The organism is Corynebacterium sp. HMSC22B11, assembly GCF_001815965.1.
Taxonomy (GTDB): Bacteria; Actinomycetota; Actinomycetes; order Mycobacteriales; family Mycobacteriaceae; genus Corynebacterium.
Genome location: NZ_KV823484.1, coordinates 119540 through 145509, shown reverse-complemented (window position 1 = coordinate 145509; position 25970 = coordinate 119540). Strand labels below are relative to the sequence as shown.

Below are 25970 nucleotides of genomic sequence, written 5' to 3'. Positions count from 1 at the left end.
CCCCCCCCGGCCGGTCGCCACAGCCAGTCCCCCCCCGGCCGGTCGCCACAGCTATCCCCCCACAGCCAGTCCCAACCCCGGCCGTCCTGTTAGTCGTGCAAGCGGTCCTGCAGCTGCTCCTGCAGCTGGCGCTTGTGCTCGCGTCGCGCGGAGTCCCACTCCGCCATCTGCGCGGTCACCCGCAGCCGCAGGTTCTTAAACATCATCATGGACAGCGGCAACGCGAGGATGAGAGCCAGCAGCGCGCTCATCAGCAGCGGGAAGAAGTTCGCCATCCCCAGCAGAATCACGATCGAGTGGATCACGAACGTCAGCACCAGGAACAGCACCAGCCGCAGGAATCCGTATAGCAGGACGTCCCGCCAGGCCTTCGAGCCGAGCTTCGGCTTCTGCCCGGGAGGCCCCGGCAGCGATGGTTCAACCTGGGATGGGTCTTGCGGATTCTGCTTATTAGTCACGCCGTCCAGCCTACGGTCACTGCTTCGCTAGGCACCAATTGCGCTTCATTTTTAGGACGTCACCCCGGCCCGCCGCCGTATCCCCGCCACTTTTCCTCTACCCACTAACCCCATGAGGTGGCTAGAGTCGGGGGAAGACATTTCACCGAATTTTTCTGCCTTGAAGGAGCATCGCACCCTTGGGTCGCCTCATTATCCTGATCCTGGTCATCATCACGATCGTGATGTTGTGGAAAGCCTTCGGGCCGGGCAGCGGCAACACGCCTGCAGTAGGCCAGCTGGGGCGCCGGCAGAATAAGCAGCTCGAGCAACAGCCGCGGGCGAAGGGGCCGGACGACGACCCGGACTTCCTGTGGAATATCGAGAAGGAGCGTTTCAAGAAACGCCGCGAACAGGAACGCCTGGCTGAGGAGGAGGCTCAGCGCGAGGAGCGGGAGCGCCTCCGCCGCCAGCGGGACGAGGACCAGCAGGACCCACCCGCCCAGGGCTAGCGCCCGGCCCGTTTAAATCTCGATCCGCGGGGAACGCCCCGTGCGGTAGTGGTCGATGAGCAGGAAAAGGTTATCCCAGCGCTTGTAGAGCTTCGCCCGTTCCAGCAGGTCCTCGTCTTCGAAGACCACCTGCGGATCTGCCACGTCCTCCGCGGTCACCCCGGCGTGGTCAAAGATCCGCTTCGTCAGCCCCGGCGCGATCATCTCGAAGTGGGCGTAGTCCAGCGCCGGGTCCCCCACCGTCATGTCGGAGAAGTCCAGCACGCCTACGCCCTGGTCGGGTAGCCACAGCAGGTGCTCCCGCGAGAGGTCGCCGTGGGTGAGGCAGCGCCGCAGGTCCGTGCGGGCCAGCATGTCGTCCATCTCGGCCATGATCCCTTCGGCGCGGGTGTACTCCGCCGCCGAGAGCTCAGGTTTCAGAACCTCAACCATGCGGCGGCGCATCACCTCGTGCTTGCCCGGCAGGGTGCGTTCCGTGTAGTTCAGCCCGTGCTGCTCCCCCTCGGTGGCCGGGCTGATCGGCACCCCGCCGACCTCGTGGGCACCCGTCGCGTTACTCTGCCCCGGGCCGTCGGCCCACCAGCTCTCGAGGTTGCTGGCCGGCGGGAGGCTGGAGTTCATCGTGTGCATCGCCGCCAGCAGGCTGCCCAGCTGTTCGACGACGAGTTCCTGCTGCTCGGCGTTCATCTGCTGCCAGACGTTCGCGTCCAGCGGGGTGCCGTCGATGACGGACAGCAGGGTCACCCGGATGCGACGCTGGTTGCCGGTGAAGCGGCGCGGCACGTGGGCCTGGCGTACCGTCTGCGGCAGGCGGGCGTTGGAACGGTGCCCCAACGCCGCGATCACCCCGGATTCCCGAGAGGCCTGCAGGCGGTAGGCCTCGGTGTAGGGTGCGCGGACGATGACGCGGTTCGGGACCATGTCCGCGAACTCTCCCTCGTCGCTGCGCACTCCCTCGAGCAGGATGACGGCGTGGTCCATGCCCTGCTTCGGCAGAAGGATGTTCTCCCAGGCCAGGTCCTGCCAGATCAGCTTGATGAAGATCGGCAGGGTCTCCGGGCGCAGGTCCTCGCGGGTGTAGTCGTGCGCTACTTCCGCCCGGTCGATGTTGCCGGTGCGGATGTCCTCCGCGCTCAGCTTGCCGATGGGTTGGAAGTTCCCGGAAGAAAAGCCGTCCTGCTGCTCTGTCATTCTCGTTACCTCACTTTTCCCATTCCGCCTGGGCGCACAATTGCCTCAGGTATTGACCATAGGGGCTGGACCCGTGCGCGTCGGCGTTATCCCGCAGCTGCTGATCGCTGATCAGCCCCATGCGCCACGCGACCTCCTCGGGGCAGCCGACCTTCAGGCCCTGTCGCTTCTCGATCGCGCCAACAAAGTCGCTGGCACCGTTGAGATCGTCGATCGTGCCAGTGTCCAGCCAGGCGGTACCACGGGGCAGCACTTCCACGTGCAGCCTCCCCTGTTCCAGGTATGCCTGGTTGATGCCAGTGATTTCGAGCTCGCCGCGCTCGGAGGGCTGAAGCTGCTTGGCGATATCCACCACGTCCGGGCCATAGAAGTACAGCCCCGGCACCGCGTATGGGGAACACGGCGTGGCGGGCTTCTCCTCGATGGAGATCGCCTTGCCGGTCTCATCGAAATCCACCACCCCGTAGGCGGTGGGGTCGGCGACGGCGTAGCCGAAGATCACCCCGCCATCCGGCTCGTTAAAGCGGCGCAGCTGGGTGCCTAGACCCGAGCCGTAGAAGATATTGTCGCCCAGCACCAGCGCGACCGGCTCGTCCCCAATGAACTCCTCACCGATAATGAAGGCCTCCGCCAGCCCACGCGGGGCTTCCTGCGTGGCGTACTCGATGCTCACGCCGAAGCGGCTGCCATCCCCCAGCAGCTCCTGGAAGGCCCGCTCATCGCGCTCGGTGGTGATCACCAGGATTTCGGTGATCCCCGCCAAGATCAGCGTGGACAGCGGGTAGTAGATCATCGGCTTGTCGTAGACCGGCACGAGCTGCTTGGACACGCTAAAGGTGATGGGCCACAACCGCGAGCCGGTGCCACCGGCCAGAATGATTCCGCGCATGGTGAACTAGCCCTCCCCGTGCTCGCCGTAGCTATCGGCGAAGTCGAGAGCCTCGGACCACTCCCGGCGCAGCTCCTGCTCCCAGCCACGCGCCTCCTGCCAATCAGCCAAGCGCGCGTGAACCTCTGCGAGGGCCGGGGCGGCGGCGTCCTTATCGGAAAGAACCGCATCGGCGCGGTCCACGCCCCAGTCGATGCCCAACTCCGGGTCGAAGGGGTCCACTCCGAACTCCCGGTCCGGGTTATAAGCCTCGGTGACCAGGTAGTTCAGCACCGCGGTCTCGGAGCGGGCGACGAAGCCGTGCCCCACCCCGATCGGCACGTGCACCGCGTAGTTATTCTCCTCGCTGAGGGCGACCTTGACGTGCTTGCCGAAGGTCGGGGAACCGACCCGCAAGTCCACCAGCACGTCGACCACCTCCCCGGCCAGGCAGCTGACGAACTTTGCCTGCCCCGGCGGTACCTCGGCCAGGTGGATGCCCCGAACGACGTCCCTGCTGCTGCGGGAGACGTTCGCCTGCGCGACGTCGAAGGGGTATCCCAGATGCTCGGTGAACTGGGCGGCGCGGAAGCCCTCGTGGAAGCTGCCCCGAGCGTCCCCGAAAACCCGTGGGGCGAAGAGCCAGGCACCGGCGATGGGAAGGTCGACGATGGCCGGCTCGGTGGCCGAGTCCAGGGGACGCAAGTCAACAGGCAGCTCTGCGGTACTCATAGCCCATACTTTAGCGCCCGGCCCGGACAGACAGCCGGTGCGGTGCGCGCCAGGCCGCGCTCCCGCGCTGTCGCACGCGCGAATTTTTCCATAACTTCCCCGAAGTGTTTAGCCTTTGCTAACTTTCAGCGCATGGATTCTCCCAACCGTTCAGAAGACCGGCGCATTCTTGGCGCCACCCTCGTCGGCACGACCATCGAGTGGTACGACTTCTTCATCTACGCTCAAGCCGCCGGCCTCGTGTTCGGTACGCAGTTCTTCGCCCCCGCCAGCAGCGATAACCCCAGCCTCGCGCAGGTCTTCGCCTGGGCATCGCTGGGCATCAGCTTCCTCTTCCGCCCTCTCGGCGCCGCCATCGCCGGCCACCTGGGCGACCGCATCGGGCGCAAGAAGGTGCTCGCCGGCACCCTGATCCTCATGGGTGTGGCCACCACCCTGATCGGCGTGCTCCCGACCTTTGCGGCCATCGGCATCGCCGCTCCCCTGCTGCTCGTCTTCCTCCGCATCCTGCAGGGCCTGTCCGCGGGCGGCGAATGGGGCGGGGCCGCGCTGCTCGCCGTGGAGCACGCCCCGAAGGGCCGCCGCGGCCACTTCGGCTCCTACCCGCAGATCGGCGTGCCCACCGGTCTGGCGCTATCCACCGTGGTGCTGCTCGTCATCACCGCGATCATCGGGCAGGAGGCCTACCTCGACTGGGGTTGGCGTATCCCGTTCCTGCTGAGCTTCGTGCTGGTCATCGTGGGTGTCATCGTGCGCGCCAAGGTCGCGGAGTCCCCGGTGTTCCAGGAGATGCGCGAGCGCGCCGCCGAGTCCAGCGCCCCGCTGGGTGTGCTGCTGCGCGATCACTGGCGCCTCGTGATCCGTGCGGCGCTGATCTTCTCCGGTAACAACGCCTCCGGCTATATGATCATCGCCTTCATGGGCTCCTACGCCACGAAGGAGCTGGGCCACGACCAGGTCAGCGTGTTCCTCTGTGTGGTCATCGCCGCCTTGGCGTGGATCGCGCTGACGATGTACTCCGGCGGCCTTTCCGACCGCATTGGACGCGTGCAGACCTTCCTCTGGGGCTACGGCATGCTCATCGTGATCGCGGTGCCTGTGTGGTTCCTCATCGACTCCGGCTCGCTGTGGATCTTCGGCATCGGCATGCTGCTGTTCATCCCGGGCCTGGCCCTCTCCTATGGCCCGCAGTCCGCCCTCTACGCGGAGATGTTCCCCCGCGAGGTACGCTTCTCCGGCGTGTCCGTGGCCTACGCCCTGGGCTCCATCCTGGGTGGCGCCTTCGCCCCGATGATCTCCCAGATGCTCTTCAACCGCACCGGGATGGTGTGGACGGTCGGCATCTACCTGATGGTGATCTGCCTGATCTCCGTTGTCGCGCTGCTGCGCACCCCGCGTAACCTCGCGGACGCCGAGCTCTAAAACCCGCCGCCTACCTGCCCCGCAAGCCACGAGCTTGCGGGGCTTTTCTATCCCAGCAGCTTTTCCGTTTGCCCATAGCGGCGCTCCGCCGCCGCGCGGGTCTCCTCCCACCACTGCTGGTTGTTCCGGTACCAGTCGATCGTCGCCGCCAGGCCCGCGGCGAAGTCCGTGTATCGCGGCTGCCAGCCCAGGCCCTCCATCGAGGACGGGTCGATCGCATAGCGGCGGTCGTGGCCCGGCCGGTCGCTCACCCAGTCGAAGTCATCCGACTCGCGACCGAAGGCCGCCAAGAGGTCCCGCACAACCTGCAGGTTATTGCGCTCCCCGTCCGCACCGATGAGGTAGGTCTGCCCCAGCTCGCCACGCTCCAGGATCGCCCAGACCGCGTCGTTGTGGTCGTCGACGTGGATCCAGTCGCGGACGTTATCCCCCTTGCCGTACAGCCGTGGCCGCTGCCCCTGCAGCAGGCCGGTGATCTGACGCGGAATGAATTTCTCCGGGTGCTGGCGTGGCCCGTAGTTATTCGAGCAGTTACTGATCGTGGCCTTCAGCTCCAGGCTGCGGACGAAGGCGCGCACCATGTGGTCAGCCGCCGCCTTGGACGCCGAGTAGGGCGAGGAGGGCTGGTACGGGGTTGCCGGAGTGAAGCGCTGCGGATCGTCCAGCGCCAGGTCCCCGAAGACCTCATCGGTAGAGACGTGGTGCAGGTAGACGCCGTGGCGCACCGCAGCCTCGGCGAGGTGCACCGTCCCATCCACGTTGCTGCGCACGAACAGCGCCGGGTCCAGCAGGGAATTATCGTTGTGCGACTCCGCCGCGAAGTGGACGATGGCCAGCGCGTCGGCGTCCGGAACCTCGGCGGCGACCTCGTCGACCAGGGCGAGCACCGCATCCCGGTCCGCGAGGTCCAGCTGCGTGAATCGGAAACGCCCCGGATAGGCATCCTCCAACGGGGTACCGTCCGTGGTGCACAGGTTCAGCGGGTTGGCGGCATAGGTCATCGCGTCCACGACGTGCACGTGCACATCCGGGCGGGTGGCCAGCGTGCGGTGGACGAAGTTCGCCCCAATAAAACCGGCACCGCCGGTGACCAGCACGTGGGTCAACCGGCGGTGGGGCGCTGCCGCTTGGTTAGCGGTTTGAGCGGTCACGAGGAAGCGTCACACTCCAAGCGTGGTTTCTAGGCGGTGGTTTAGTTCAGGCCAGCGTAGGAGTGCAGGCCGGAGACCACCATGTTGATGAAGAAGAGGTTGAAGACCATCGTCGCGAAAGCAATGACGTTGATCCAGGCAGCCTTGGTGCCACGCCAGCCCGGGGTTGCGCGGGCGTGCAGGTAGGCGGCGTAGAGGATCCAGGTGATGAAGGAGACCGTCTCCTTCGGGTCCCAGCCCCAGAAGCGGCCCCAGGCGGCGTCGGCCCAGATCGCGCCGAAGATGATGCCCAGGCCGAAGATCGGCAGGGTCCAGATCGCACTGCGGTAGGCCAGGGCGTCCAGCTTGGAGGCATCCGGCAGCGGGGAGGCGATGGCTCCGAAGAAGCCCTTTTCCTGCCCCTTCGGGTGCCAGCGGCGCAGCAGGTACATCAGGGAAGCCATGCCGGAGAGCAGACCGATGCCGCCACCGATGGAGACGGTGGAGACGTGGATGACGAACCAGTTGGACTGCAGGGCCGGGACGACCGGGGCGGTCTCCGCGTAGAGCTTCGTGCCACCGTAGAACAGCAGCAGGGTCACCGGGGTCAGCACCCACGGCCACATCACGCGCATCGAGCGGCGGTTGATCACCACAGCTGCGGCCACCATGGCGAACAGGGTGACGACCGCGACGTACTCGAAGAGGTTGCCCCACGGGAAGCGGTTCGCGGACATGCCACGCAGCACCAGGAATGCGGCGTGCACGGCGATGGCCAGCCACACCAGCGCCTGGGTAATCCCACCGAAGGTATCCGCGCGGTTCACGCGCTGCAGAATCGTCTCGGCGCGCAGCCCCGCCGGCAGGTTCTCCTCGTCCAGAGAGGAGGTCGCGATGCCGGAGACGTCTGCCGCGCCGTCGTCCCCGACCTCATCGGCAGCGACGTCGGTGGTGGCCGCACCGGGTGCACCAGCACCCACCGCCACCTTCTGGCGACGCTTCGCCTCCTGCGGCGTCGCCTCGTTCTTCAGCACCCGGGCGCGCTCACGGCGAGCGTCGTTCGCCAGGCGGACCAGCCCGTAGTAGAACAAGGACACCGCCAGGGCGAGCAGGTACAGCACCACCGTGGTCTTGTACGCCAGGTCAGAAAACAGCGCGAGATCTTGATTAATCTGCATGGATTATTTCGATTCCTCAACGGACTAAAGGCATACGCCGACTAAGGCGCATCTCTTGCACATCTAAGATTATCCCTGCCTAGCGGGAAATCCAACACTCCAACGGCGCCGGATAGTGGCAGCGACCAGCAAAAACGATTTAGCGATCGCGGAGCTGCTCGTCAAGCCCGTCGCCGAAATCCTCTTCCCAGCTACCACTGGAAACGTTGTGCTCATCGTCCAGGTCCTCCTCCTCGAGGCCCAGGATGCGCTCCGCGGTGCGGCTGAATTCCGCACCCCAACCGGCGGAGTCGGTGCGCGCCAGACCCGCGATCTCGACCACGGTTCCCGGCTGGCCGTCCTCCCGAGGCGCCAGGCGCACCCACAGGCGGCGGCGCTTAATCGCCAGAGACACCACCAGGGATCCCAGCATCAGCATGGAGAAAATGAATACCCAGTACAGGCTCGGATCGTGGCCGATCTGGATGTTGATGAACTCCTTGGCGCCGTCGAAGGTGATCTCGGTGCCGTCGTCCAGGGTCACCTTCTCGCCGACGCGCAGGTTCACGCGGTCCAGCTTCTCCAGCAGGCCGTTGTGCATCTGCTCTGGGTGCAGGGAGAAGACGGACTGCGCGGAGCCAGCGTCCAGCCCCGTCTGGCCACGGTAGACGTCGATGGCCACCGCCGGGTCCGTCATCGCCGGGTAGCGGGAGGTCAGCAGCGCGCCCTTCTCACCGGTGAACTCCGCGGTGGGGGCGAATAGCCCCTGGATGGCGACCTGGTTATTGCGACGCTCCAGCTCCGTGTCGAACATATCTGCCGGCGGGTCCCAGCGCATCGCACCCGAGGAGAGGAAGTTGATCAGGTCGTCCGGGCGGAACTGCGTGGTTTCCGTCACCGTCTCACCGTTCGGCCACTTGATCGTGAAGGTCGGCGCGTAGCCGTGCCCCTGCAGGTAGATGCGATCGCCCTCCAGGCGCAGCGGGTGGTTGACCTTCAGGGTGGTCTTTTCCCACTTCTCGTGCGGCTCGTAAGCAGCGTCACCGACGGCGTAATCAATGTCCGATTCGAAGTCCACCGCCTGCCCGTTGGGCAGATACTCCGCTTTAAAGTTCTTGACGTTGATGCAGAACGGGTGCAGGCCGGTGCCGTCGAAGAGCTGCCCGTTGCGGAAGGAGTCGAAGTTACCGACCGCGGAGTTACAGAACTCGGAGTTCTCCGTATCAGCGATGATGATCGCCTGACCCTCGTAGTAGCTGAGTCGGCCGACGCCGACGGCCACGAGGATGCCCACCAGGGCCAGGTGGAAGACGAGGTTCGCGAACTCACGCAGATAACCGCGCTCCGCAGAAATGGACCAACGACCCGCGCGGTCGTCCTCAGCGGAGGTTTCCGCGATGTGCCAGCCCTTGAACTCGCGGCGCAGCAGCTCCTTCATCGCCTCCGGGTCGGTGTCCACGGTGCCGGAGATGTGGTTCGGCATCCGCGTGAGCACCTTCGGCGCCCGCGGTGGGGTGGAGCGCAGCGCCTGGTAGTGATCCCAGCTGCGTGGCAGGATGCAGCCCACGAGCGAGATGAACAGCAGCACGTAGATCGCCATGAACCACGAGGAGCTGAAGACATCGAACAGGCCCAGCTTGTCGAAGACCTCGGCGGTCTTACCGTTGGCGGCGATGTAGTCGGCCACCTTGTCCCGGTTCAGCGAGCGCTGCGGCAGCAGGGCGCCGGGAATCGCAGCAAGAGCCAATAGGAAGAGCAGCACCAGGGCCGTCTTCATCTTGGTCAGCCACTGCCACCCACGCTTGGGCAGGGCCAGAATCAGCCGAGCGGGGTTCTTCCCGCCGCCTGGCTTCGTACCGGCCTTGTGCTCAGTCATGAGAATGCCCTTTCACGTTCTTCTCGCACACGCTCTACTCACCCGTTAGATCGGCAACGTTGTATCACTGATGAACGCGTCCCGGATCCACTCCACAAATATTGCCCACTGCCCGGTGAGCAGCAAAATCCCAACAATCACCAGGAGGATGCCGCCGGCTACCTGGATGCTGCGGGAATGGCGGCGCAGGAAGCCAACGCCTGCCAGCGCCCGGCGCGAGCCCAGGGCCAGCAGGATGAACGGCAAACCCAAGCCAATGCAGTAGGCGATGATCAGCAGCACCCCGCGCGCGGCGGTCGTGCCCTCGGTTCCCGCGGAGACGGAGATGATCGCCGCGAGCGTGGGGCCCAGGCAGGGCGTCCAACCCAAGGCGAAGATCCCGCCGAGCAGCGGGGCTCCCGCCAGGGTCGTCCAGCGCTTCGGCGCCATCCGGGTGTCGGCCTGCAGCGGGGTGATGAAGCCCATGAAGACCACGCCCATGAGGATCGTCACCGCGCCGCCGATGCGCATCAGCAGCTGCTGGTTGATCATCAGGGTGCTGATCAGGCCGAAGACCGTGACCGTGGCGAGTAAGAAGATCACTGTGAAACCGGCGACGAACAGCAGCGCCGCAGCGCCCACTCGCCCCTTCTTATTCGCGACCTTCGTGCCCTGCTCGGTGAACTCGGTATCCGCGCCGGCCACGCCCGCGAGATAAGAGATATAGCCCGGCACCAGCGGGATCACGCACGGCGATGCGAAGGAGACCAGGCCTGCCAGCGCTGCCGCCAGCAGCGCGAGAACCAGCGGACCGGCGGAGACCGTATCCGCGAAACGCTGGCCGATGTCCCCCGCAGCCAGGGTGAACACAGCCTGCTCCGGGCTCAGCACTTAAGCTCCCTCCCCAGCTGCGGCTCCGTCATCCTCGTTGAGGATGGGCTCCAGAACCTTCCACAGTTCATCGTCGGTGATTTCCTTGAGGAAGATGTGGGCCGGACGGTGCTGCTTATCCAGCACGATCGTCGTCGGGACGACGGACGCCGGGATACCACCCAGCCGCAGCGCGGACTTGAACGGTGGGTCGTAGATGGAGGGGTAGGTGATGCCGTAGGTGCGCACGAAGTTCTTCGGCTTCTCCCGCGACGGGTCGCGGACGTTGATGCCCAAGACGGTGCCGTCGCCGCGCTTTTCCAGCTTCTCGTGGACGCGCTCCAGGTCATCCGCCTCGGAGCGGCACGGCCCGCACCACTGGCCCCACGTATTCAGGACGACGGCCTTGCCGGCGTAGTCCTCCAGGTTGATCTGCTCACCTTCCTCCATGAGGGACTCGCCGGTGAGGTTGGCGACTTCCTTACGCTCCTCCTGCGGGTAGCTGATGGAGGTCTGCCCGCCTGGGGAGACGAACTCGAAGGTGCCACCGACCGCGACGGCATCGTCGCCGGTCGCGCCCTCCCCGCAGGCGGTGAGCCCGCCGAGGGAGATGGCGGCGGTGAGCAGCGCGGCCAGTGCGGCGCGGCTGCGCGAGCGGAGATTGGGACGGGTGCTCCTCAGATGGGCGCCTCGTCGCGACATGGGGCCTACCTACCTTTCTGCTGCTATTCGCTCGGGTTGCGACCCGTTAAATATCGGCTGCGGGCTCGGAGTAGATCATGTCCACCAGCTCCTTGCCCTCGAAGATCAGGGAAGTCACGCTGGCGAGGTTGCACTGGCGGGCGGCCGGGTTGTGGGCCAACTTCTGGCCGCGCACGTCGCGCTGGATCATCACGATCGGCAGCTGGTGGCTCACGATCACGGCCTCGGAGCCGCGGGCGGCAGCGCGGGCGGATTCCACGGCCTCCCACATGCGGTCGCGGATCTCGGTATAGGGCTCACCCCAACTCGGCTCGGCCGGGCGGCGCAGCATGTGCCAGCGCTTGGGGTTCCACAGCGCGGAGCGCACCCCCTTGATATGCAGACCTTCGAGGTCGTTACCCGCCTCGATGACCCGCTCATCGGTCTGGATCTCCAGGCCGAGTTTCTCGGCGAAGGGCCGGGCCGTCTCCTGTGCGCGCTGCAGCGGGGAGGCCACCAGGTGGGTGACGTGGTGGTCGGCCAGGTCGGCGGCCGTGGCATGAGCCATGTTCTCGCCCCGGGCGGAAAGCCGGTAGCCGGGGAGGCGACCGTAGAGGATCCGATCTGGGTTGTGGACCTCGCCGTGGCGAACCAAATGCACGATGGTTGTCATGCTTGTCGAGCTTACCGGCCGACCCGGCCTGCGCCTAAGCCTCCGCGGCGGCGGCTGCCTTCGCGGCTGGCACGAGGGCGGCCTCGAAACGCTCGAAGTCCGCGTCCGTCAGCGCGGTGGAGACGAACCAGGTCTCGAACACGCTCGGCGGGGCGAAGATGCCGTTGTCCAGCAGCTCGTGGAAGAAGGCCGGGTAGCGGAAAGTCTCCGCGGCCTTCATCTCCCCGAAGTTGGTGCCCTCGCCGCCCGCGAAGCGCACGGAGAACATCGTCCCAGCGCGCTGGATGTGGTGCTCAACCGACTCGCGGTCCAGCGCCTCGGTGATCAGCCCGATCAGACGCTCGGCGTTGGCGTCCAGGGTGCGGTAGGCCTCCTCGTCCGCCAGCTTCAACGACGCCAGCCCGCTGGCCATCGCGACCGGGTTACCGGAGAGGGTGCCCGCCTGGTACACCGGGCCGACCGGGGCCAGGTGGTCCATGATCTCGGCGCGGCCACCGAAGGCCGCGGCGGGCAGGCCACCTGAGACGACCTTGCCGAAGGTCGTGAGGTCGCCGGCCACGCCGTCCTTGCCGAACCAGCCCTGGTAGCCCACGCGGAAGCCGGTCATGACCTCGTCGACGATGAGCAGCGCGCCGTTAGCGTGCGCAATCTCCTTGAGCTGGGCGTTGAAGCTGGTGCCGTCCGCGGTGATGGAGGAAACGGTGCCCATGTTGCCCGGGGTGGCCTCGGGGATGATGGCGGCGATCTGGCCCTCGTTCTCCGCAAATGCCTTCTTGACGGCCTCGATGTCGCGGTACGGCACCACGACGGTATCGCTGGCGGCGGCCTTGGTGATGCCCGGAGAGTCCGGCAGGCCGAAGGTTGCCACGCCAGAGCCAGCGGCGACGAGCAGGGAGTCCACGTGGCCGTGGTAGCAGCCCTCGAACTTCAGGATCTTGTCGCGGCCGGTGAAGCCACGGGCCAGGCGCACGGCGGACATGGTGGCCTCGGTGCCGGAGTTGACCAGGCGAACCTTCTCCACGCTCGTGCGGTTGACGATCTCCTCAGCCAGGTCGACCTCCAGTGAGGTCGGGGCGCCGAAGGACAGGCCGCGGGAGGCTGTCGACTTCACGGCCTCGACGATCTCCGGGTGGGCGTGCCCGTGGATCATCGGCCCCCAGGAGCACACCAGGTCCACGTAGGACAGGCCGTCAGCATCGTGCAGCTGGGAGCCGGAGGCGGAGGTGATAAACGGGGAGGTCCCGCCGACAGAGCCGAAGGCACGCACCGGGGAGTTCACACCCCCTGGGATGAAGCGGCGTGCCCGCTCCATCGCCGCCGCGCTCTCGTGGTGGCGCTCCTCGGCTGCCGCGTTGACGTTGGTGTTGGTCGAAGCCATCGCCTACATAGCCCTTTCTTGTGAAGATTCCTCGTCGGTTTAATGCACTACGCCCTCATCCTACCGATGGCCCCGGACACCCCTGCTGGCCCGTGGGCCCGCCTGGCCAGCAGGCCTCTGGCCTAGCAAGCCGACTGCGCCGGGCGCGGCTGTTCACCCGGCGCGCGAACAGCCCAGCGCGCGAACATCTCGACCCCTAGCAGCCGACGAGCACTAGCGGCCGGCGACGCCGGGGCCGGTGATGTGCTCCTGCAGTTCGCGGCCATCCTCCGTGGCGCTCAGGCGTGCGCTCTCCACGAACTGCTCGCGCTGCTCCGCCCGACGGCGGCGCTCCCGGCGGCTACGCAGCCGCTCGACCCAGCCCTGCCAGGTGTGCGTGTGCCGCATCGTGGCGGCGTTGTAGTTGTGACGCAGGATGCGGGAGCTGCGCCACTCGATCATGGTGGAGCTCAGCAGCATGACCACCGTGGCGGCCATCGGGTTCATCACACCCGCCACCGCCAGCGTGATCGCAATGGCGTTATACGCCCAGGCCAGCCACACATTCCAGTCCACGGTATTGCGCACGTGGCGGACGAAGTTAATCAGAGTGGGGATCGCCATGACGTCGTCGCGCAGCAGGACCACGTCCGCGCTATCGGCGTCCGTCCGGCTCGGGGAACCCATGAGGATGCCCACATCCGCTACCCGCAGCGCGCCGATCGAATCCTGGTCGCCGACCATCGCCACTCGGTGCCCACGGGCATGCACGCCGCGCACAGCCTTGGCCTTCTTGCCCGGCACCACACCGGCCAGCACCGTGGACGCCCCGATGGAATCCGCGAGGTGGCGGGCCACCGGGTACATGTCGCGGGACATCATCAGCGTCTCCACGCCCATGGATTCCAGCTCCTCGATCGCGAGGGCGGCGTCGTCCTTAAAAGCATCGGCGACGTTGATGACGCCGCGGTCCTTACCCTTCCAGGACACGACGACGGGGCTGCCGCCGGACAGCGCCGCGGAGGCCAGGTGCGGGTCGCGGACCTCGCCCAGGTCCTTCGGGCGCCAGACCCGGGCGGTGACGCGACGGACGTTCTCGTCATCCGTCAGCTCCGGGGAGGCCGGCAGCTCGTGGCGGTCGCGGCGCACCACGTCCATATAGTTCTTCCCCTTCGGCGGAACCGGGACGTCGATGGAGCCCACGAACGTGCCCTCGGCGTTCACCTTCACCTCGCCGGTTTCCAGCCACACGGGAATGGTGTCGAAGCCGGAGTTCGCGTCGCGGGTCTCGCGGTCTGCGCGGACAATCGCCTTGGAGACCGCGTGCTCGGACTCCATCATCAGCGAAGCCGCGACACGCAGCACCAACTCCGGGTGTTCACCGTGGACGGCCGTCACGTTCACCACGTTCATCGGCGCCCGGGTGAGCGTTCCCAGCCGGTTGAAGATGATCGAGTCCACGCCGGAGAGTCGGTGGATCGTCGCGCTATCGCGCAGCAGCATGCCGTAGTTCGCCGCCCGAGCCAGGCCCAAGCGCAGAGCCAGCGGCGCAGAGAGGGCCAGCGCCACCGGCCCCACCGCCGCGAGGACGGAAAGGCTGGTGGCCACAGCCGCGTCCAGGGAACCGTTGAAGATCAGCCACATACAGAAGTTCACCACCGCGATGGCGAAAGCCCACGGCACCAGCAGGCTCGCCGAGCGGTTCGTGATCTGTGCCATCCGGTTCTCATCCTGCGCGGCGTGGTTGAACCAACGCCCCATCGCGGCCAAGCGGGTGTGCGAGCCGGTGGCGTAGGCGCGCACCTTGAGCATCTGCCCGTGATTCGTCGCCCCGGCGTAAATCCGGTCGCCGACCACGAGCTCCTTCTTGCGGTCCACTCCCCCGACCGGCCCCATGTCCACGACCCCGCGACCGCTGATGACCTCGCCGTCCACCGGGCACGTCATGCCCGTTCCAAGCAGGACGTCATCGCCACGCCTGATCTCCGCGGTGGAGATGACCTTCTTCTCCGACTTGTTCTTCCGAATGACGGTGATCGGCTCGTTCTTCGGCGGTTGCAGCACCGCCAGCACGGACCGGGTGCGGATCTGGTTCCGGCGGGACAGCAGGCGACCGAAGAGCAGCAGGATCGTCACGCCACACGCGACGTCGAAAAAGATGGCGCCCTCGAAACTCGGATCGGACCAGGTACGGGCCAGCCACACGGTGCTGGCCCGCCACGTCGGGTCAGAGGCGGAAGTCGTGATCAGGGAGAGCACGGAGAAGCCGTAGGCCAGCAGGATCGCCAAGCTGCTCGCCCCGTCGAGGGCGGACATGCTGCGACGCACACCAGCGACCATCGCGCGGTGGAAGGGCCAGGCCGACCAGCCGACCACGACCGTGGACAGCGCCAGGCACACCCACTGCCACCAGTCGAACTGCAGGGAGGGGATCATCTGCATCGCCACGACAGGCAGGCCGAAGACGACCGCGATGATGAGCCGCCAGGCGGTCACCAGCTCGCGGGCGGTGTGCAGCACCTCACCGGCGCGGGCCTCCCCACGGCGGCGCGCCCCCGCCCCCTGCTTGCGGCGCCGGGCGGCCATGATGGCGCGCTCTCGGGCGGATTCGCGGCGGGAACGGATGCGCGCGTCCTGCTTCGTCAGGCGGGTGGCGCGGCGGCGCAGCGAGGAGGCGGTGAGGTGCCCGCGGATCCCGGCATCTTCGAGGTGGCGCTGCACCTCATCGGGCCGCACGCTATCCAGCGCGGAGATCCACACCATGTTGGCGGAGTACACCACCACGGCCTCGACCCCGTCGATGGCGTTGAGCTCGTATTCCAGGGAGGTCGCCTGCGCCGCCGACTCCAGGTTTTCCAGGTGAAAGGCGTAGGACGTCAGTCCGTTGCCCGTGCTGAGCACGTTGCTGTGTTCTTCGGCGTCGAAATGTTCGACGTCCACGCCGGCCGCTTCGGCCGCGGTGCGGGCCTGCGCGATAGCCAGGTCGAGTTCCTGGATATCGTCGCCTCGCCCGGGTTGGGGTGTGGAGAATTTTCCAGCCATCGGCTCAGCTTAGGCCTTATCTTCGCTATCGGCGTTCTCATCCTGGGGCTTCCCCCAGGGGAGGCGAGACTTCTTTCCGCCCTTGTGCTTATCGCGTTCGCGGCGAGTCTTCTCGTATTCCTCGGCGTAGCGCTCGACCTCTTCGCGGCTCGGGATGCCGAACCACTCCTCGTTGCCGGGGCGGGACATGAACCACATGCCCACACCCGCGGTCACGCCGGCCAGGATGCTGAGCACGCCGAGGGCGAGGACGAAGCCCACCGCCATCGTCGACGGCCCGGAGGACAGGCTCATCAGCACCGCGGTGAGCATGAGGTAGACCGAGCCCACGTTGAGGAACATGCGGGAATACACCGCGCCGCGCCCGGCGCGCAGCGTGAGCCACGCGCAGATCAGGGCAGCGATGATGAGCCAGGCGGTCGTCAGGGCATTCGTGCCCAGGACGAGGGTGTCGATGGAGACGTTCTCCGTCACCTCGTCGGGAACACCGGCCCCCTCCTCGATCGTCTTGGTGACGGTGCGGCGCAGGTCGCGGTCGTCGCTCAAGTTCGCGGCGAACTGGACCAGGGCGTAGAGGATCTGCAGGCCGCTGACCGCCAGCCAGGCGCGCACGCCCAGGCGGACGTTCTCCGGGGCCCCCTTGAGGCTCGGCGCCAGGCCATCCGGGCGGCCCACCTTCGGTGGCTTCGGCAGCTCCGGGGGCGTGCCCGGGTTCGGGCTTCCCTGATTCTTAGAGCCATTGCCAGACTGCCACTGATTGTCCCGCCCCTGAGGGTTGTTCCAACCGGGTCCGACCGGGCCGCCGTCCTCCGGCTTGGGGTAGCCGGGGATGTGCCCGTTATCGGGGCTGGCCTCCCATTGCCGGCCCTGCTGGCCGCGCGGCCGCGGCGGACGGGACTGCCCGGAGGGAGTGGGAGAAGAAGAATTGCTCATAAATCGCAGATCAAGGGGTTGTGGGGAGAAAATACGTGCCGACAATCAGCGGGATTGTCGGCACATCCTTCGGCTAGCCGCGCAGCATCTTCGCGACGGTCGTTGCCCAATAGGTCAGGATGATGTCCGCACCGGCGCGGCGAATCCCCGTCAGGGACTCCATGATCGCCGGCTCCAGATCGATCCAACCGTTCTGGGCTGCTGCACTGATCATCGCATATTCACCGGACACCTGATAAGCGGCCACCGGAACCGGGGACATGTCCGCGACCTCCCGCAGCACGTCCAGGTACGGCATCGCGGGCTTGACCATCACCATGTCCGCGCCCTCGTCGATATCCATCTGGGTCTCCAGCAGGGATTCCCGGCGGTTGCGGGGGTCCTGCTGATAGGTGCGGCGGTCGCCGGTCAGGCTGGAGCCGACGGCCTCGCGGAACGGGCCGTAGAAGGCGGAGGCGTACTTCGCGGAGTAGGCCATGATGGAGACGTCCTCGTGGCCGGAGGCGTCCAGGGCCGCGCGGATGACCGCGACCTGGCCATCCATCATTCCGGACGGGCTAACGATGTGGGCGCCAGCATCCGCCTGGGCGACCGCGAGGGCGGCGTACTGCTCCAGGGTGGCGTCGTTGTCCACGATCTGCTGGCCGAAGGCGTCCTCGCCCTGCACCCCGCAGTGGCCGTGGTCGGTGAACTCGTCGAGGCAGGTATCGGCCATGACGAGGATGTCGTTGCCGAACTCCTCGCGGATCGCGCGGAGGTTCTTGTTCAGGATCCCCTCCGGGTCCACGCCCACGGACCCGGTGGCGTCCTTATCCTCGTCCAGCGGAACACCGAAGAGGTCGATGGAACCCACGCCCGCCTCCGCGGCTTCCTCGACGGCGCGCAGCAGAGAGTCGGTGGTGTGCTGGTAGACCCCAGGCAGGGAGCTGATCGGCTTTGCCTCGCTAAGGCCGTCCGCGACGAACATCGGCAGGACGAGCTGGCTCGGGTTCAGGCTGGTCTCCGCCGTGAAATCGCGCATCACCGGGTTGGTGCGCAGGCGGCGCGGACGGCGGGGAATATTGAACTGCAGCTGGGAGTTCTGTGCGGATTCAGACATAGCACCGATGGTACGCCACGGGGCAGACACCACTGTTGGCCCAGCCCGCAGCGTCCCGACTGGCTACGGGTTCCGGCTGGCTGCGGGGGTTCCGTGGCTAACTGAGCCTACGGGGTGGGGTTTAGTCGGTGGCTTCGTCGGCCAGGCGCACGGCCCAGGTCACGGTCTCGTCGCCTTCGTCCGTGATCCACAGGGCCTCAATGGTGGCCCGCAGCCCCGCCGAACCTTCCACCTCAGCGAGCAACTCCGCGGGCGGATGGATCATCGTGCCGAGCAGCGTGCGCCGCACCTCCGCCCCGGCCAGCGCCTCACCGGCCTCCGCGATGAGCAGTGGCTCGCGCGGTTCCTTAAAGTCCGGGGTGCCCACCTCGCCGCGCACGTGCAGCCGAACCTCGCTGGGCACGTGCGGGCTGGCGATCACGAACGGGTCCGCCGCGTTCACCGCGGACAGCTCGCCCCAGGCTGCCAGCCCGATCTGCTGCTTCTGCCCCTTGGGCCCGCCCCACGCGCTCGTCGCGAGGATCGGGACGTCCTCCCCCTGGGCGAAGGCCTCCGGAAGACCGTCGAAGTCCGTGAGAGCTCGCACTGGGACCACGTTGCGGGTGTCCTGCGGCGGTGTGCCGCCAGCTGGGCTGGAACCGCCGTGCTTCTTCTTTGCTGCCATGGCCCCTACTTCACCACAACATGCCCCGTCGCGCCGCGTTCGGCGTCCACAAAACGGTGGTTGACGAAGGTGTACGTCCCCGCCTCCGGGAATTCCGCCTCCACGAATCCGCCCTGCGCGGGCTGAAGGTCGAGTGCCTGCCCAGCACCGGAAGGCTGATTACGCACCGTGTAGGCGCCCTCCTTGTACATCACCGGGAATTGCGTCCCCACGATATGGAAACTCTCCGCGATATTCGGGCCAGCGTTGAGCAACCAGAACCGTGCCCGCTGCCCTGGCTCCAGGCGCAACGGGGACTGAACGTACTGGTTCTCCAGCCCGTTAAACACCACCGCGCTCGGTTGGGCGGCCTGCAGGAGCTCCTCGTCTACCGGCTGCTCCGAGTCTGAGTCCAGGCCGTAGACCTCCGACTGCACCAGCAGGAACTCCTTGTCCACCGGATCCAAGTCCGGCGGATCGATGATCACTGCGCCGAACATGCCGGCCGCCACGTGCAAGCTCATCGGCATTGTCGCGCAGTGGTACATCCAGATCCCGGCGTTATCTGCAGTGAAACGGTAAGTCAGCTGCTCCCCCGGGGCAATGTCCCGCATGGGCTCATCCGGGGAGACGATGCCCGCGTGGAAGTCGATGGAGTGGTTCATCGTGCCGGAGTTCTTCAGCACGATTTCGAAGGTATCCCCGACCTTGCCACGCAGGGTTGGTCCCATCGGTTTGCCGTTGAAGGTCCACCAACCGCGGGTGGCTCCGCCTTCGTGCGGGGTTCCCTGGACCTGCTGGACGTCGATCGTGATCCGGTGGGTGCGGTTCGCGCTCGCCGGTGCGAGTTCCGGGTCCCGCATCCAGGCCGGGTCGAGCGGTGTATCGGGGATTTCCTCGCCTGGGCTCCCGGAGCCGGCACCATGAGCAGTGTGTTCCGACCGGGTTCCTCCGCCGGAAGTCTGTGACGCATCGCCATCGCCGCTGGTGTGGACCATGAAGGTCATGCCCTGCATGCGGTGCCCCGCAATGGTGCACCACCCTTCCACGTCCGCGCTGATGATTCCGGCGTCGAGCACACGAGTGTCGCCCGGGGACACGCGCCCCGTTTCGGCCCCGGTTGCGAGTTTCAGGTCGTGGTCCTGCTTGTCATCGTTGGTGAGCACGAGTTCGAGTTTGTCGCCGGGCTCTACGGTGACACTGTCGGGATGGAAAGCCATGCCCTTGGCGGACACCTCCACCCGCACGGTGTTGCCCGTAGGGACGACCTGCGAATCGGTAGCAGTGTTCGTGGAGCCACCCGATCCGCCGAGAGCTGCCCCGCTGGCGAGCACCAGGGCAATCGTCGCGATGGCAGCGGCTACTTCGGCGACGCCACCGCGCCGTGTGCTGCCCACCGGGTTCTCGCGGTTTTCTGACACCCCTGTGGTTGCCTCGCCGGGTTGCTCTGCGGGCTCGTTCTCGGGGCGCTCGGCCACTGTCTCTCGGCGCCCACGCGCGAAGGCCGCCAGGCGTGCGCCTTGAGCCTTAACCGCCCTAGGAATCAGGGGCACCACGAGAGCGAGTGGCAGGAGGGTCAGCACCGACACGGCAACCTTCAGCCAGCTACTGATCGGCAGCAGCCACACCGCCAAACCCAGGTTCAGCAGCACCGTGCGGAATGGTCCAGCCCAATCCAAAGCCTTCAGCCCCGCGGTAACGGCGGGGCGTGGGCCACCAATCGTGGTCGGCAGCAGATAGCTCATTACTCCCAGCAGCAGCTGGGCCGCAAAGCCCACGGTCAACGCCAGCGTTGGCAGCGTGGCCTCGCTGGCCGGGGTGCCGATGGCGATCTGACCTGCGAGCCGCAGCAGGCCGCCGATGAGCCACAGCGGAGCAGCCACCATGGCCACGCCCGCAAACACCGGCGCGTTCCCACTAAAGATCCCCTGCAGAACCGCTGGGGCATAGGTGGACAACAGGATCCCCCAGGCGGCCACATAAGCGACAAGCCCGCCGAGGACCACGAAGCGCTGGTCAAGGAGCGCACCACCGCCGATGCTGAGGACTCCAATCCCCTGCAGGATGATCACGCCCCACAGCCGCCGAGCCGCATGCCCCACCCCAGGACGTCCGTCGCGTGTCTTGTCGCTGCCCAGCGCGCTCTGCAGTTGCGGGGCGAGGAATGTCAGGCTGGCGGACGCAGCAAAGCCCAAAAAGCCCAGCACGTTCACCGCGGTGTGTGCCAGCAGGAGGCGTTCCTGCCACGGTGAGGACATGCCCACTGCCAGGAGTGCGCCCGCGATCGCGCCAATCGGTAGGAACAGGGCTGCAAGAATATATGCGCTGACGGGCACCAGCGGCAGGCTGTGCTGCATGTGTGCTCGAGCTTTGCGAGCCTGCCGCAGCAGGCTTAGTGCGTGCGAGCACAAGCTCAGCCCCACGATCGCAGCACCAGCGACGGTGATGCTGTGCGCGATCGTTAACGCGGCATCGAAAGCACCTTCGGCCCCCTTGCCGAGCTGACCGATCATCGTCAACGCAATACCTGTGTTGAGCACCCAGATGCGCCTCAGCTGGCGCGGCCGAGCGGAATCCGGGCATCGCTGGTCTAGCAGCTGTTCGGTGAAGCGTTGGGACCACACGACGATGGAGTTGGTCACCGCACCCAAGGTCAGCAGGTGGATGAGCACCCAGCGGTATTCGGGCAAAGCGGGGTGCACGAACCCGGCGACCAGCAGGAGACTCAGCCAAATGTTGACCGGGCGCCCGGCTCGCCGGTGCCACGACCGCCGACTATCATGCGTCCCAGATACTCCTTTTCCCATGTTTCTAGCTTACTGGGACGCGCAAACCCGCCGGCATCACGTGCCGACGGGTGTCATGGCTTCTCCCCCTACTTCGCCGTTGCGTTCTGCTCGCTCGTCTTCTTCCGACGGCGACGACGCTTGCGCGGCGGTGGCAGCTGCCCCTTCGCTCGCAGGTCCGCCACGTGGGCGGCCAGGGCATCCACCAGCTCCGGAACGCCGGCGACCTCCGGCATGACGTCCACCCGCAGCCCGTGTTCCCGGGCGGTCTGGGCAGCCATCGGGCCGATGCAGGCGATGATGGTGCGCGAGTGTGGCTTACCGGCGATGCCCACCAGGTTCTTCACGGTCGAAGAGGAGGTGAAGCACACCGCGTCGAAGCCGCCGGACTTGATCATGTCGCGAATCTCCGGGGCCGGCGGAGCGGCGCGGACGGTGCGGTAGGCGACGACGTCGTCGACCTTCCACCCCAGCTTCAACAGCCCCTCGACCAGGACCTCCGTCGCGATGTCCGCGCGCGGCAGCAGCACCCGGTCGACCAGGTCCAGGTCCGGATCGCGGGCCGGGAACACGTCGACGATACCGGAGGCGTTGCGGGCGTCGTCCTTGGGCAGCAGCTCCGGGGTGATGCCCAGGGCCTGCACCGCGCTGGCCGTCTTCGGACCCACCGCGGCCACCCGCACACCAGCCAGGGCGCGGGCGTCCAGGCCGAAGTCCTGGAGCTTCTCCCAGGTCGCCTTCACCGCATTGACGGAGGTGAAGACCACCCAGTGGTAGTGACCATCCACGAGGTTCTTGATGGCGCGTTCCATCTGCGCCGGGGTGCGCGGCGGCTCGACGGAGATCGTCGGCACCTCCACGGGAATCGCGCCATGACTCGCCAGGCGCGTGCTCATCGGGGCGGCCTGCGCCTTCGGGCGCGGCACCAGCACGGTCCAGCCGTAGAGGGCGCGGTTCTCCCACCAGGAGTACTTGCTGCGGTTACCTGCCTGGGAGCCGATCGTGACCAGCAGCTGCTCCGGCAGCTCGCCTTCCTTCGCGGCTGGCCCGGAGGCCGCCGCGACGGACTTCAGGGTATCCAGGGTGACGTCGTAGCTACGCTGCTTACGGGTCGTGCCATGCAGGGTGACGGTGGCCGCGGTCGAGCCCGGGATATTGCGTTCCTTCAGCTCGCTGGCGATGGTCGCCAGATCCCCCGGCGCGGCGGTGAGGATCAGAGGCAGCCCCGCGGAGGCTAGCTGGTCCCAGTCCGCCCCGCCACGCACGTCGGCCTCCGTGAAGTCCGAACCGACGCCGATGCCCGTGAACGCGGGCACCGCGACAGACCCCGTCATGCCAGGGACGACCTGGAAGTCCACACCCAGGTTCGCGACCTCCTGCAGCTCCATCATCACAGCCTGGTTGGACAGCGGGTTGCCTGCCACCAGGCGGATGACGTCCTCGCCCTCGCGGGCCAGCGCGACCATCTCCTCAGCGATTTGGCTCGCGGTCAGCTGCTGGACCGTCTCTGCCTCCCCCTCTGCAACGGCCCCCTCCCCGACGAAGGGTGCGGCGAGACGGATTTCAGCCGCGGTCGGCGGTGCGGGACGGGGCGGCTTCCGGCGAGCGCCCGCCTCCTTCGCCGCGGCGACCTTGGCCTGCCACTCGGCCTCGGCAGCATCGATCTTGTGCTGTGGGACGGGCACCTGGGCACCCACCAGGGCACGCACGCCTTCCAGGACCTCGGGGTCCACCCACGCGTGGGCGGTGCTCTCCAGGGCCTTCTGGGCGCGAACGGTCAGCAATTCCGGATTTCCGGGGCCGGCACCAACGAACAGGACGCGGCCTGTCCCCTGCGGGGTAAGTCCGGAGGTAGTCATACTGATCTTTTCCATGTCATTTCGGGGCAGTTCCGAAGGGGAACGCTCTTTCGGGTGGCGGGGTGAGGCAGCTCGCAGCACCCCACCCTGGGGTTCCGCGAGCCTACTGTTAGCTCTCGCGGGCCTCCGCCACGAGTTCTGCGGCTCCGGCGTCCAGCAGGATCCGGCCGATCTGGGCGCCGACGCCGGCGGCAGCCGCACGCCAGTCGCCCGCCAGGTCGATGTCCACGGTGCGGGTCTCCAGCAGCTTGCGGGAGCCGTCAATGGCAAACACACCACCGGTGACGGTCAGCTGGTTCTGCTGCTCGTTGAGGGTCGCGTGTGCGGCCACCGGGGCGGAGCAGCCCGCCTCCAGGGTGGAGAGCACGGTGCGCTCGCCGACCACGCAGGCGTAGCTCGGGATGTGGTTCTGATCAGCCACGGAGTTCCAGGCCTCCTCGTCATCCGCGCGGACCTCCACGCACAGCGCGCCCTGTGCCGGGGCGGGCAGGATGAGCTCCGGGTCGATGGACTCGGCGGCCTTGTCCAGCCAGCCGACGCGCTCCAGCCCGGCGCGGGCGAGGATCACGGCGTCCAGGTCGTCGCCGACCCGGCCCATGCGGGTACCGATGTTCCCGCGCAGCGGCAGGATCTGCAGGTCCGGGCGCAGGGCGCGCAGCTGGGAGACGCGGCGCGGGGCCGAGGTGCCGACCTTCGCGCCCTCCGGCAGCTCCATCAGCTTCTTGTTATCCACGCTGATCAGGACCTCGCGGGAGTCCACGCGCTCCGGAACCACCGCGCGGAAGCGGGCATCGGGGGCGGTCGGCAGGTCCTTGAAGGAGTGCACCGCCACGTCGCATTCGCGCTCGTCCAATGCGGTGCGCAGCGTCTCGGTGAACACACCCACGCCGACCTTCGCGACCGGGATCTGGGAGGCCTGGGAGGCATCCCCCGGGGTGTGGACGATATGCAGCTCGGCCTCGTAGCCGGCGTCGACCATGCCCTGGCGGACATGGCCTGCCTGCGTGGTAGCCAGCGTGGAGCCACGCGTACCGACGAGCAAACGGCGGTTATCGGTCATCGTCTTTCCCTCCTGGGGTCGAGGCCTGAGTCAGGTCCTGGTAGGTCGAGCGGTACACGGCCCGCGCGGCGGATACTCGATTTTCTTGCGGTTTTTGCTGCTTCCGCTGCCCACTGCCCGCGTTCGCGCCCTTCACCGCGCTGACCTGTTGGGTCATGCCGGTTGGAAGGTTGAACAGGGCAGCCAGGGCATCGGGGTAGCTGACGGACTGGCCCGCCGCGGAGAGCTTCTTGGCCTGCACCGTCGGGGTGTGCAGCAGCTTTTCCACGAGGCGGCGCATCGAGCGGTTCACAGCCTCGCGGTCCTCGTCGGACATCCCCGGCGTCTGCCGCTGCAGCGCGAGCATCTCGTTGCTGAGCGCGTCCATCGCCTGCTGGCGCAGGGCCTTGACGGTGGGGACGACGGCCTGGGCGCGCTGCTGCTCCAGGAAACCCTCGAGCTCCTCGGCGACGATGCCGCGGGCGGCGTCCTCGTCCTCGATGGTGTCCTCGGTCATCCCGGTGAGTTCTTCGATGTTGAGCAGCGCGACCCCCGGCACGTCGGCCGTGGCCTGCTCGATGTCGCGGGGCATGGACAGGTCGATGAGGACCTGCTGGCGACCCTCCCGGACCTGCTGCGCAGCCTTGATGTCCGCCGCGCTGACGACGGTTCCCACCGCACCCGTCGCGGAAACGACGATGTCCGCCCCCGTCAGCGCTGCGGGCAGTTCGTCCAGGCCGATGCCGCGGGCCGGCACGCCTGCCTCCACCGCGTGGGAGGCCAGCTGCTCGGCGCGCTCGACGGTGCGGTTAGCGACGGTGACGTGCTCTATTCCGAGACGGCCGAGGTGCGTGGAAGCGAGGGAGGACATCGCGCCGGCCCCGATGACGACGGCGCGGCGTCCGCTCAGCGCGGTACTGCTGGCCTCCGGGATCCCCAGCACGGTCAGCGCCTGGTCGAGGGCGAAGCTCACCATCGAGGAGCCGGCGGAGTCGATCTCCGTCTCGCTGTGGACGCGCTTACCGGTGCGCAGGGCTCGCTGGGTGAGGTCGTGAAGGGTGCGCCCGACGGTGCCGGCCTCCTTCGACTCCTCGTAGGCGCCGCGGAGCTGGCCGATGATCTGCTGCTCCCCCAGCACCATGGAGTCCAGGCCGGAAGCAACGTTGAGCATGTGCTCCACCGCGGCGTCGGAGTAGTGAACGTAGAGGTGCGGTTCCAGGTCGCCGTCGGCGAGCCCGGAGTAGGTGGCGATAGTGTCCACGATGTGGTCGAGGCCGGGGTGGAAGGCATTGGCCACCGTGTAGAACTCCATCCGGTTGCAGGTGGACAGCACCAGCGCCTCGGAGAGGGAGTCGTGGTCGAGCAGGGCGTGTTCCAGCTTGGGCAGGTCGGTGTCGACCGTGGAGACCTGCTCGAGGACGGACACCGGGGCGGAGCGGAAGGAAAGCCCGACGAGCAGCACAGCGGCGGAACCGGTTTGGACGTGCCCAGCCATCGGTCTTGCGTGCCTCCTAGCGAACCGGGTGTATGACCCGGGTCTTGGGGCCGCCGACGGTGGGCCGAATGCTCCCCCGTGGTGGGGTGATGCACCGCAGCCGACGAGGTCGGTAGCCAGATGCTGCTGATGGGCGCAGCTCCCCTGCCGACGCTTGTCATCGGCTCTTTAACAGCTACCTACGGTATC

At 67.0% G+C, this 25970-nt stretch carries 21 protein-coding genes; 2 read left to right on the top strand and 19 right to left on the bottom strand.

Annotation, left to right across the window (positions count from 1 at the left end; translation table 11 throughout):
- Positions 1 to 89: 89 nt before the first annotated feature.
- A complete protein-coding gene (locus HMPREF3088_RS04200) occupies positions 90 to 458 on the bottom strand; it encodes a DUF4229 domain-containing protein (protein WP_083317319.1) in 369 nt (122 codons plus the stop codon).
- Positions 459 to 637: 179 nt separating this feature from the next.
- Here HMPREF3088_RS04200 and HMPREF3088_RS04195 point away from each other — a divergent pair, with 179 nt between their 5' ends.
- Complete coding sequence (locus HMPREF3088_RS04195) at positions 638 to 949, top strand: hypothetical protein (RefSeq protein WP_012359509.1); 312 nt, start codon at positions 638 to 640, stop codon at positions 947 to 949.
- 12 nt (positions 950 to 961) lie between these two features.
- On the opposite strand, the gene HMPREF3088_RS04190 is transcribed toward HMPREF3088_RS04195, so the two are convergent.
- Genes HMPREF3088_RS04190 through rfbC form a run of 3 tightly spaced genes read right to left on the bottom strand, consistent with a single transcriptional unit; the run spans position 962 to position 3740 of the window.
- Positions 962 to 2140, bottom strand: a complete 1179-nt coding sequence (locus tag HMPREF3088_RS04190; RefSeq protein ID WP_070758573.1) for a phosphotransferase family protein — start codon at positions 2138 to 2140, stop codon at positions 962 to 964.
- 10 nt (positions 2141 to 2150) lie between these two features.
- Positions 2151 to 3029, bottom strand: a complete 879-nt coding sequence (gene rfbA, locus HMPREF3088_RS04185; protein ID WP_070758572.1) for a glucose-1-phosphate thymidylyltransferase RfbA — start codon at positions 3027 to 3029, stop codon at positions 2151 to 2153.
- 6 nt (positions 3030 to 3035) lie between these two features.
- On the bottom strand, positions 3036 to 3740 hold the full coding sequence (rfbC, locus tag HMPREF3088_RS04180) for a dTDP-4-dehydrorhamnose 3,5-epimerase (protein WP_070758571.1): 705 nt from the start codon (positions 3738 to 3740) through the stop codon (positions 3036 to 3038).
- A gap of 42 nt (positions 3741 to 3782) precedes the next feature.
- Between rfbC and HMPREF3088_RS04175 the strand changes: the two genes are divergently transcribed.
- Positions 3783 to 5162, top strand: a complete 1380-nt coding sequence (locus tag HMPREF3088_RS04175; protein ID WP_070758570.1) for an MFS transporter — start codon at positions 3783 to 3785, stop codon at positions 5160 to 5162.
- A gap of 47 nt (positions 5163 to 5209) precedes the next feature.
- Here the strand turns inward: HMPREF3088_RS04175 and rfbB are convergent, their stop codons facing one another.
- The 15 genes from rfbB to HMPREF3088_RS04100 all read right to left on the bottom strand — a co-directional run bounded on the left by rfbB (position 5210) and on the right by HMPREF3088_RS04100 (position 25781).
- A complete protein-coding gene (rfbB, locus tag HMPREF3088_RS04170; protein ID WP_070758569.1) occupies positions 5210 to 6313 on the bottom strand; it encodes a dTDP-glucose 4,6-dehydratase in 1104 nt (367 codons plus the stop codon).
- A gap of 41 nt (positions 6314 to 6354) precedes the next feature.
- Positions 6355 to 7470 carry a c-type cytochrome biogenesis protein CcsB gene (ccsB, locus tag HMPREF3088_RS04165; RefSeq protein WP_070758568.1) on the bottom strand — a complete coding sequence of 372 codons (1116 nt, stop codon included), beginning with the start codon at positions 7468 to 7470 and terminating at the stop codon, positions 6355 to 6357.
- Between the two features lie 139 nt (positions 7471 to 7609).
- Positions 7610 to 9325, bottom strand: coding sequence for a cytochrome c biogenesis protein ResB (locus tag HMPREF3088_RS04160; RefSeq protein WP_012359502.1), 1716 nt, complete (start codon positions 9323 to 9325; stop codon positions 7610 to 7612).
- A gap of 45 nt (positions 9326 to 9370) precedes the next feature.
- Positions 9371 to 10195 (bottom strand): cytochrome c biogenesis CcdA family protein, encoded by an 825-nt coding sequence (locus HMPREF3088_RS04155; RefSeq protein ID WP_012359501.1) that lies wholly within the window; start codon positions 10193 to 10195, stop codon positions 9371 to 9373.
- The gene (locus HMPREF3088_RS04150) at positions 10196 to 10876 is read right to left on the bottom strand and encodes a TlpA family protein disulfide reductase (RefSeq protein ID WP_070758567.1); all 681 of its coding nucleotides are present in this window, start codon (positions 10874 to 10876) and stop codon (positions 10196 to 10198) included.
- A gap of 46 nt (positions 10877 to 10922) precedes the next feature.
- A complete protein-coding gene (locus tag HMPREF3088_RS04145; protein ID WP_070758566.1) occupies positions 10923 to 11528 on the bottom strand; it encodes a histidine phosphatase family protein in 606 nt (201 codons plus the stop codon).
- A 34-nt stretch (positions 11529 to 11562) separates the two neighbouring features.
- Positions 11563 to 12906, bottom strand: coding sequence for a glutamate-1-semialdehyde 2,1-aminomutase (gene hemL, locus HMPREF3088_RS04140; RefSeq protein WP_070758565.1), 1344 nt, complete (start codon positions 12904 to 12906; stop codon positions 11563 to 11565).
- A 213-nt stretch (positions 12907 to 13119) separates the two neighbouring features.
- Positions 13120 to 15927, bottom strand: coding sequence for a heavy metal translocating P-type ATPase (locus HMPREF3088_RS04135; protein ID WP_070758564.1), 2808 nt, complete (start codon positions 15925 to 15927; stop codon positions 13120 to 13122).
- 9 nt (positions 15928 to 15936) lie between these two features.
- Positions 15937 to 16860, bottom strand: a complete 924-nt coding sequence (locus HMPREF3088_RS04130; RefSeq protein WP_070758563.1) for an MFS transporter — start codon at positions 16858 to 16860, stop codon at positions 15937 to 15939.
- A 73-nt stretch (positions 16861 to 16933) separates the two neighbouring features.
- Complete coding sequence (hemB, locus tag HMPREF3088_RS04125; RefSeq protein ID WP_187441021.1) at positions 16934 to 17959, bottom strand: porphobilinogen synthase; 1026 nt, start codon at positions 17957 to 17959, stop codon at positions 16934 to 16936.
- A 121-nt stretch (positions 17960 to 18080) separates the two neighbouring features.
- The gene (locus HMPREF3088_RS04120) at positions 18081 to 18623 is read right to left on the bottom strand and encodes a hypothetical protein (RefSeq protein WP_070758561.1); all 543 of its coding nucleotides are present in this window, start codon (positions 18621 to 18623) and stop codon (positions 18081 to 18083) included.
- 5 nt (positions 18624 to 18628) lie between these two features.
- Positions 18629 to 21304, bottom strand: coding sequence for a multicopper oxidase domain-containing protein (locus tag HMPREF3088_RS04115; protein ID WP_246818041.1), 2676 nt, complete (start codon positions 21302 to 21304; stop codon positions 18629 to 18631).
- Positions 21305 to 21477: 173 nt separating this feature from the next.
- Positions 21478 to 23262 (bottom strand): bifunctional uroporphyrinogen-III C-methyltransferase/uroporphyrinogen-III synthase, encoded by a 1785-nt coding sequence (locus tag HMPREF3088_RS04110; RefSeq protein WP_070758559.1) that lies wholly within the window; start codon positions 23260 to 23262, stop codon positions 21478 to 21480.
- A 94-nt stretch (positions 23263 to 23356) separates the two neighbouring features.
- Positions 23357 to 24307, bottom strand: a complete 951-nt coding sequence (hemC, locus tag HMPREF3088_RS04105) for a hydroxymethylbilane synthase (protein ID WP_070758558.1) — start codon at positions 24305 to 24307, stop codon at positions 23357 to 23359.
- Entirely contained in the window at positions 24297 to 25781 is a 1485-nt protein-coding gene (locus tag HMPREF3088_RS04100; RefSeq protein WP_070758557.1) for a glutamyl-tRNA reductase, read from the bottom strand. The genes hemC and HMPREF3088_RS04100 overlap by 11 nt, the downstream gene beginning before the upstream one ends.
- Between the last annotated feature and the right edge of the window lie 189 nt (positions 25782 to 25970).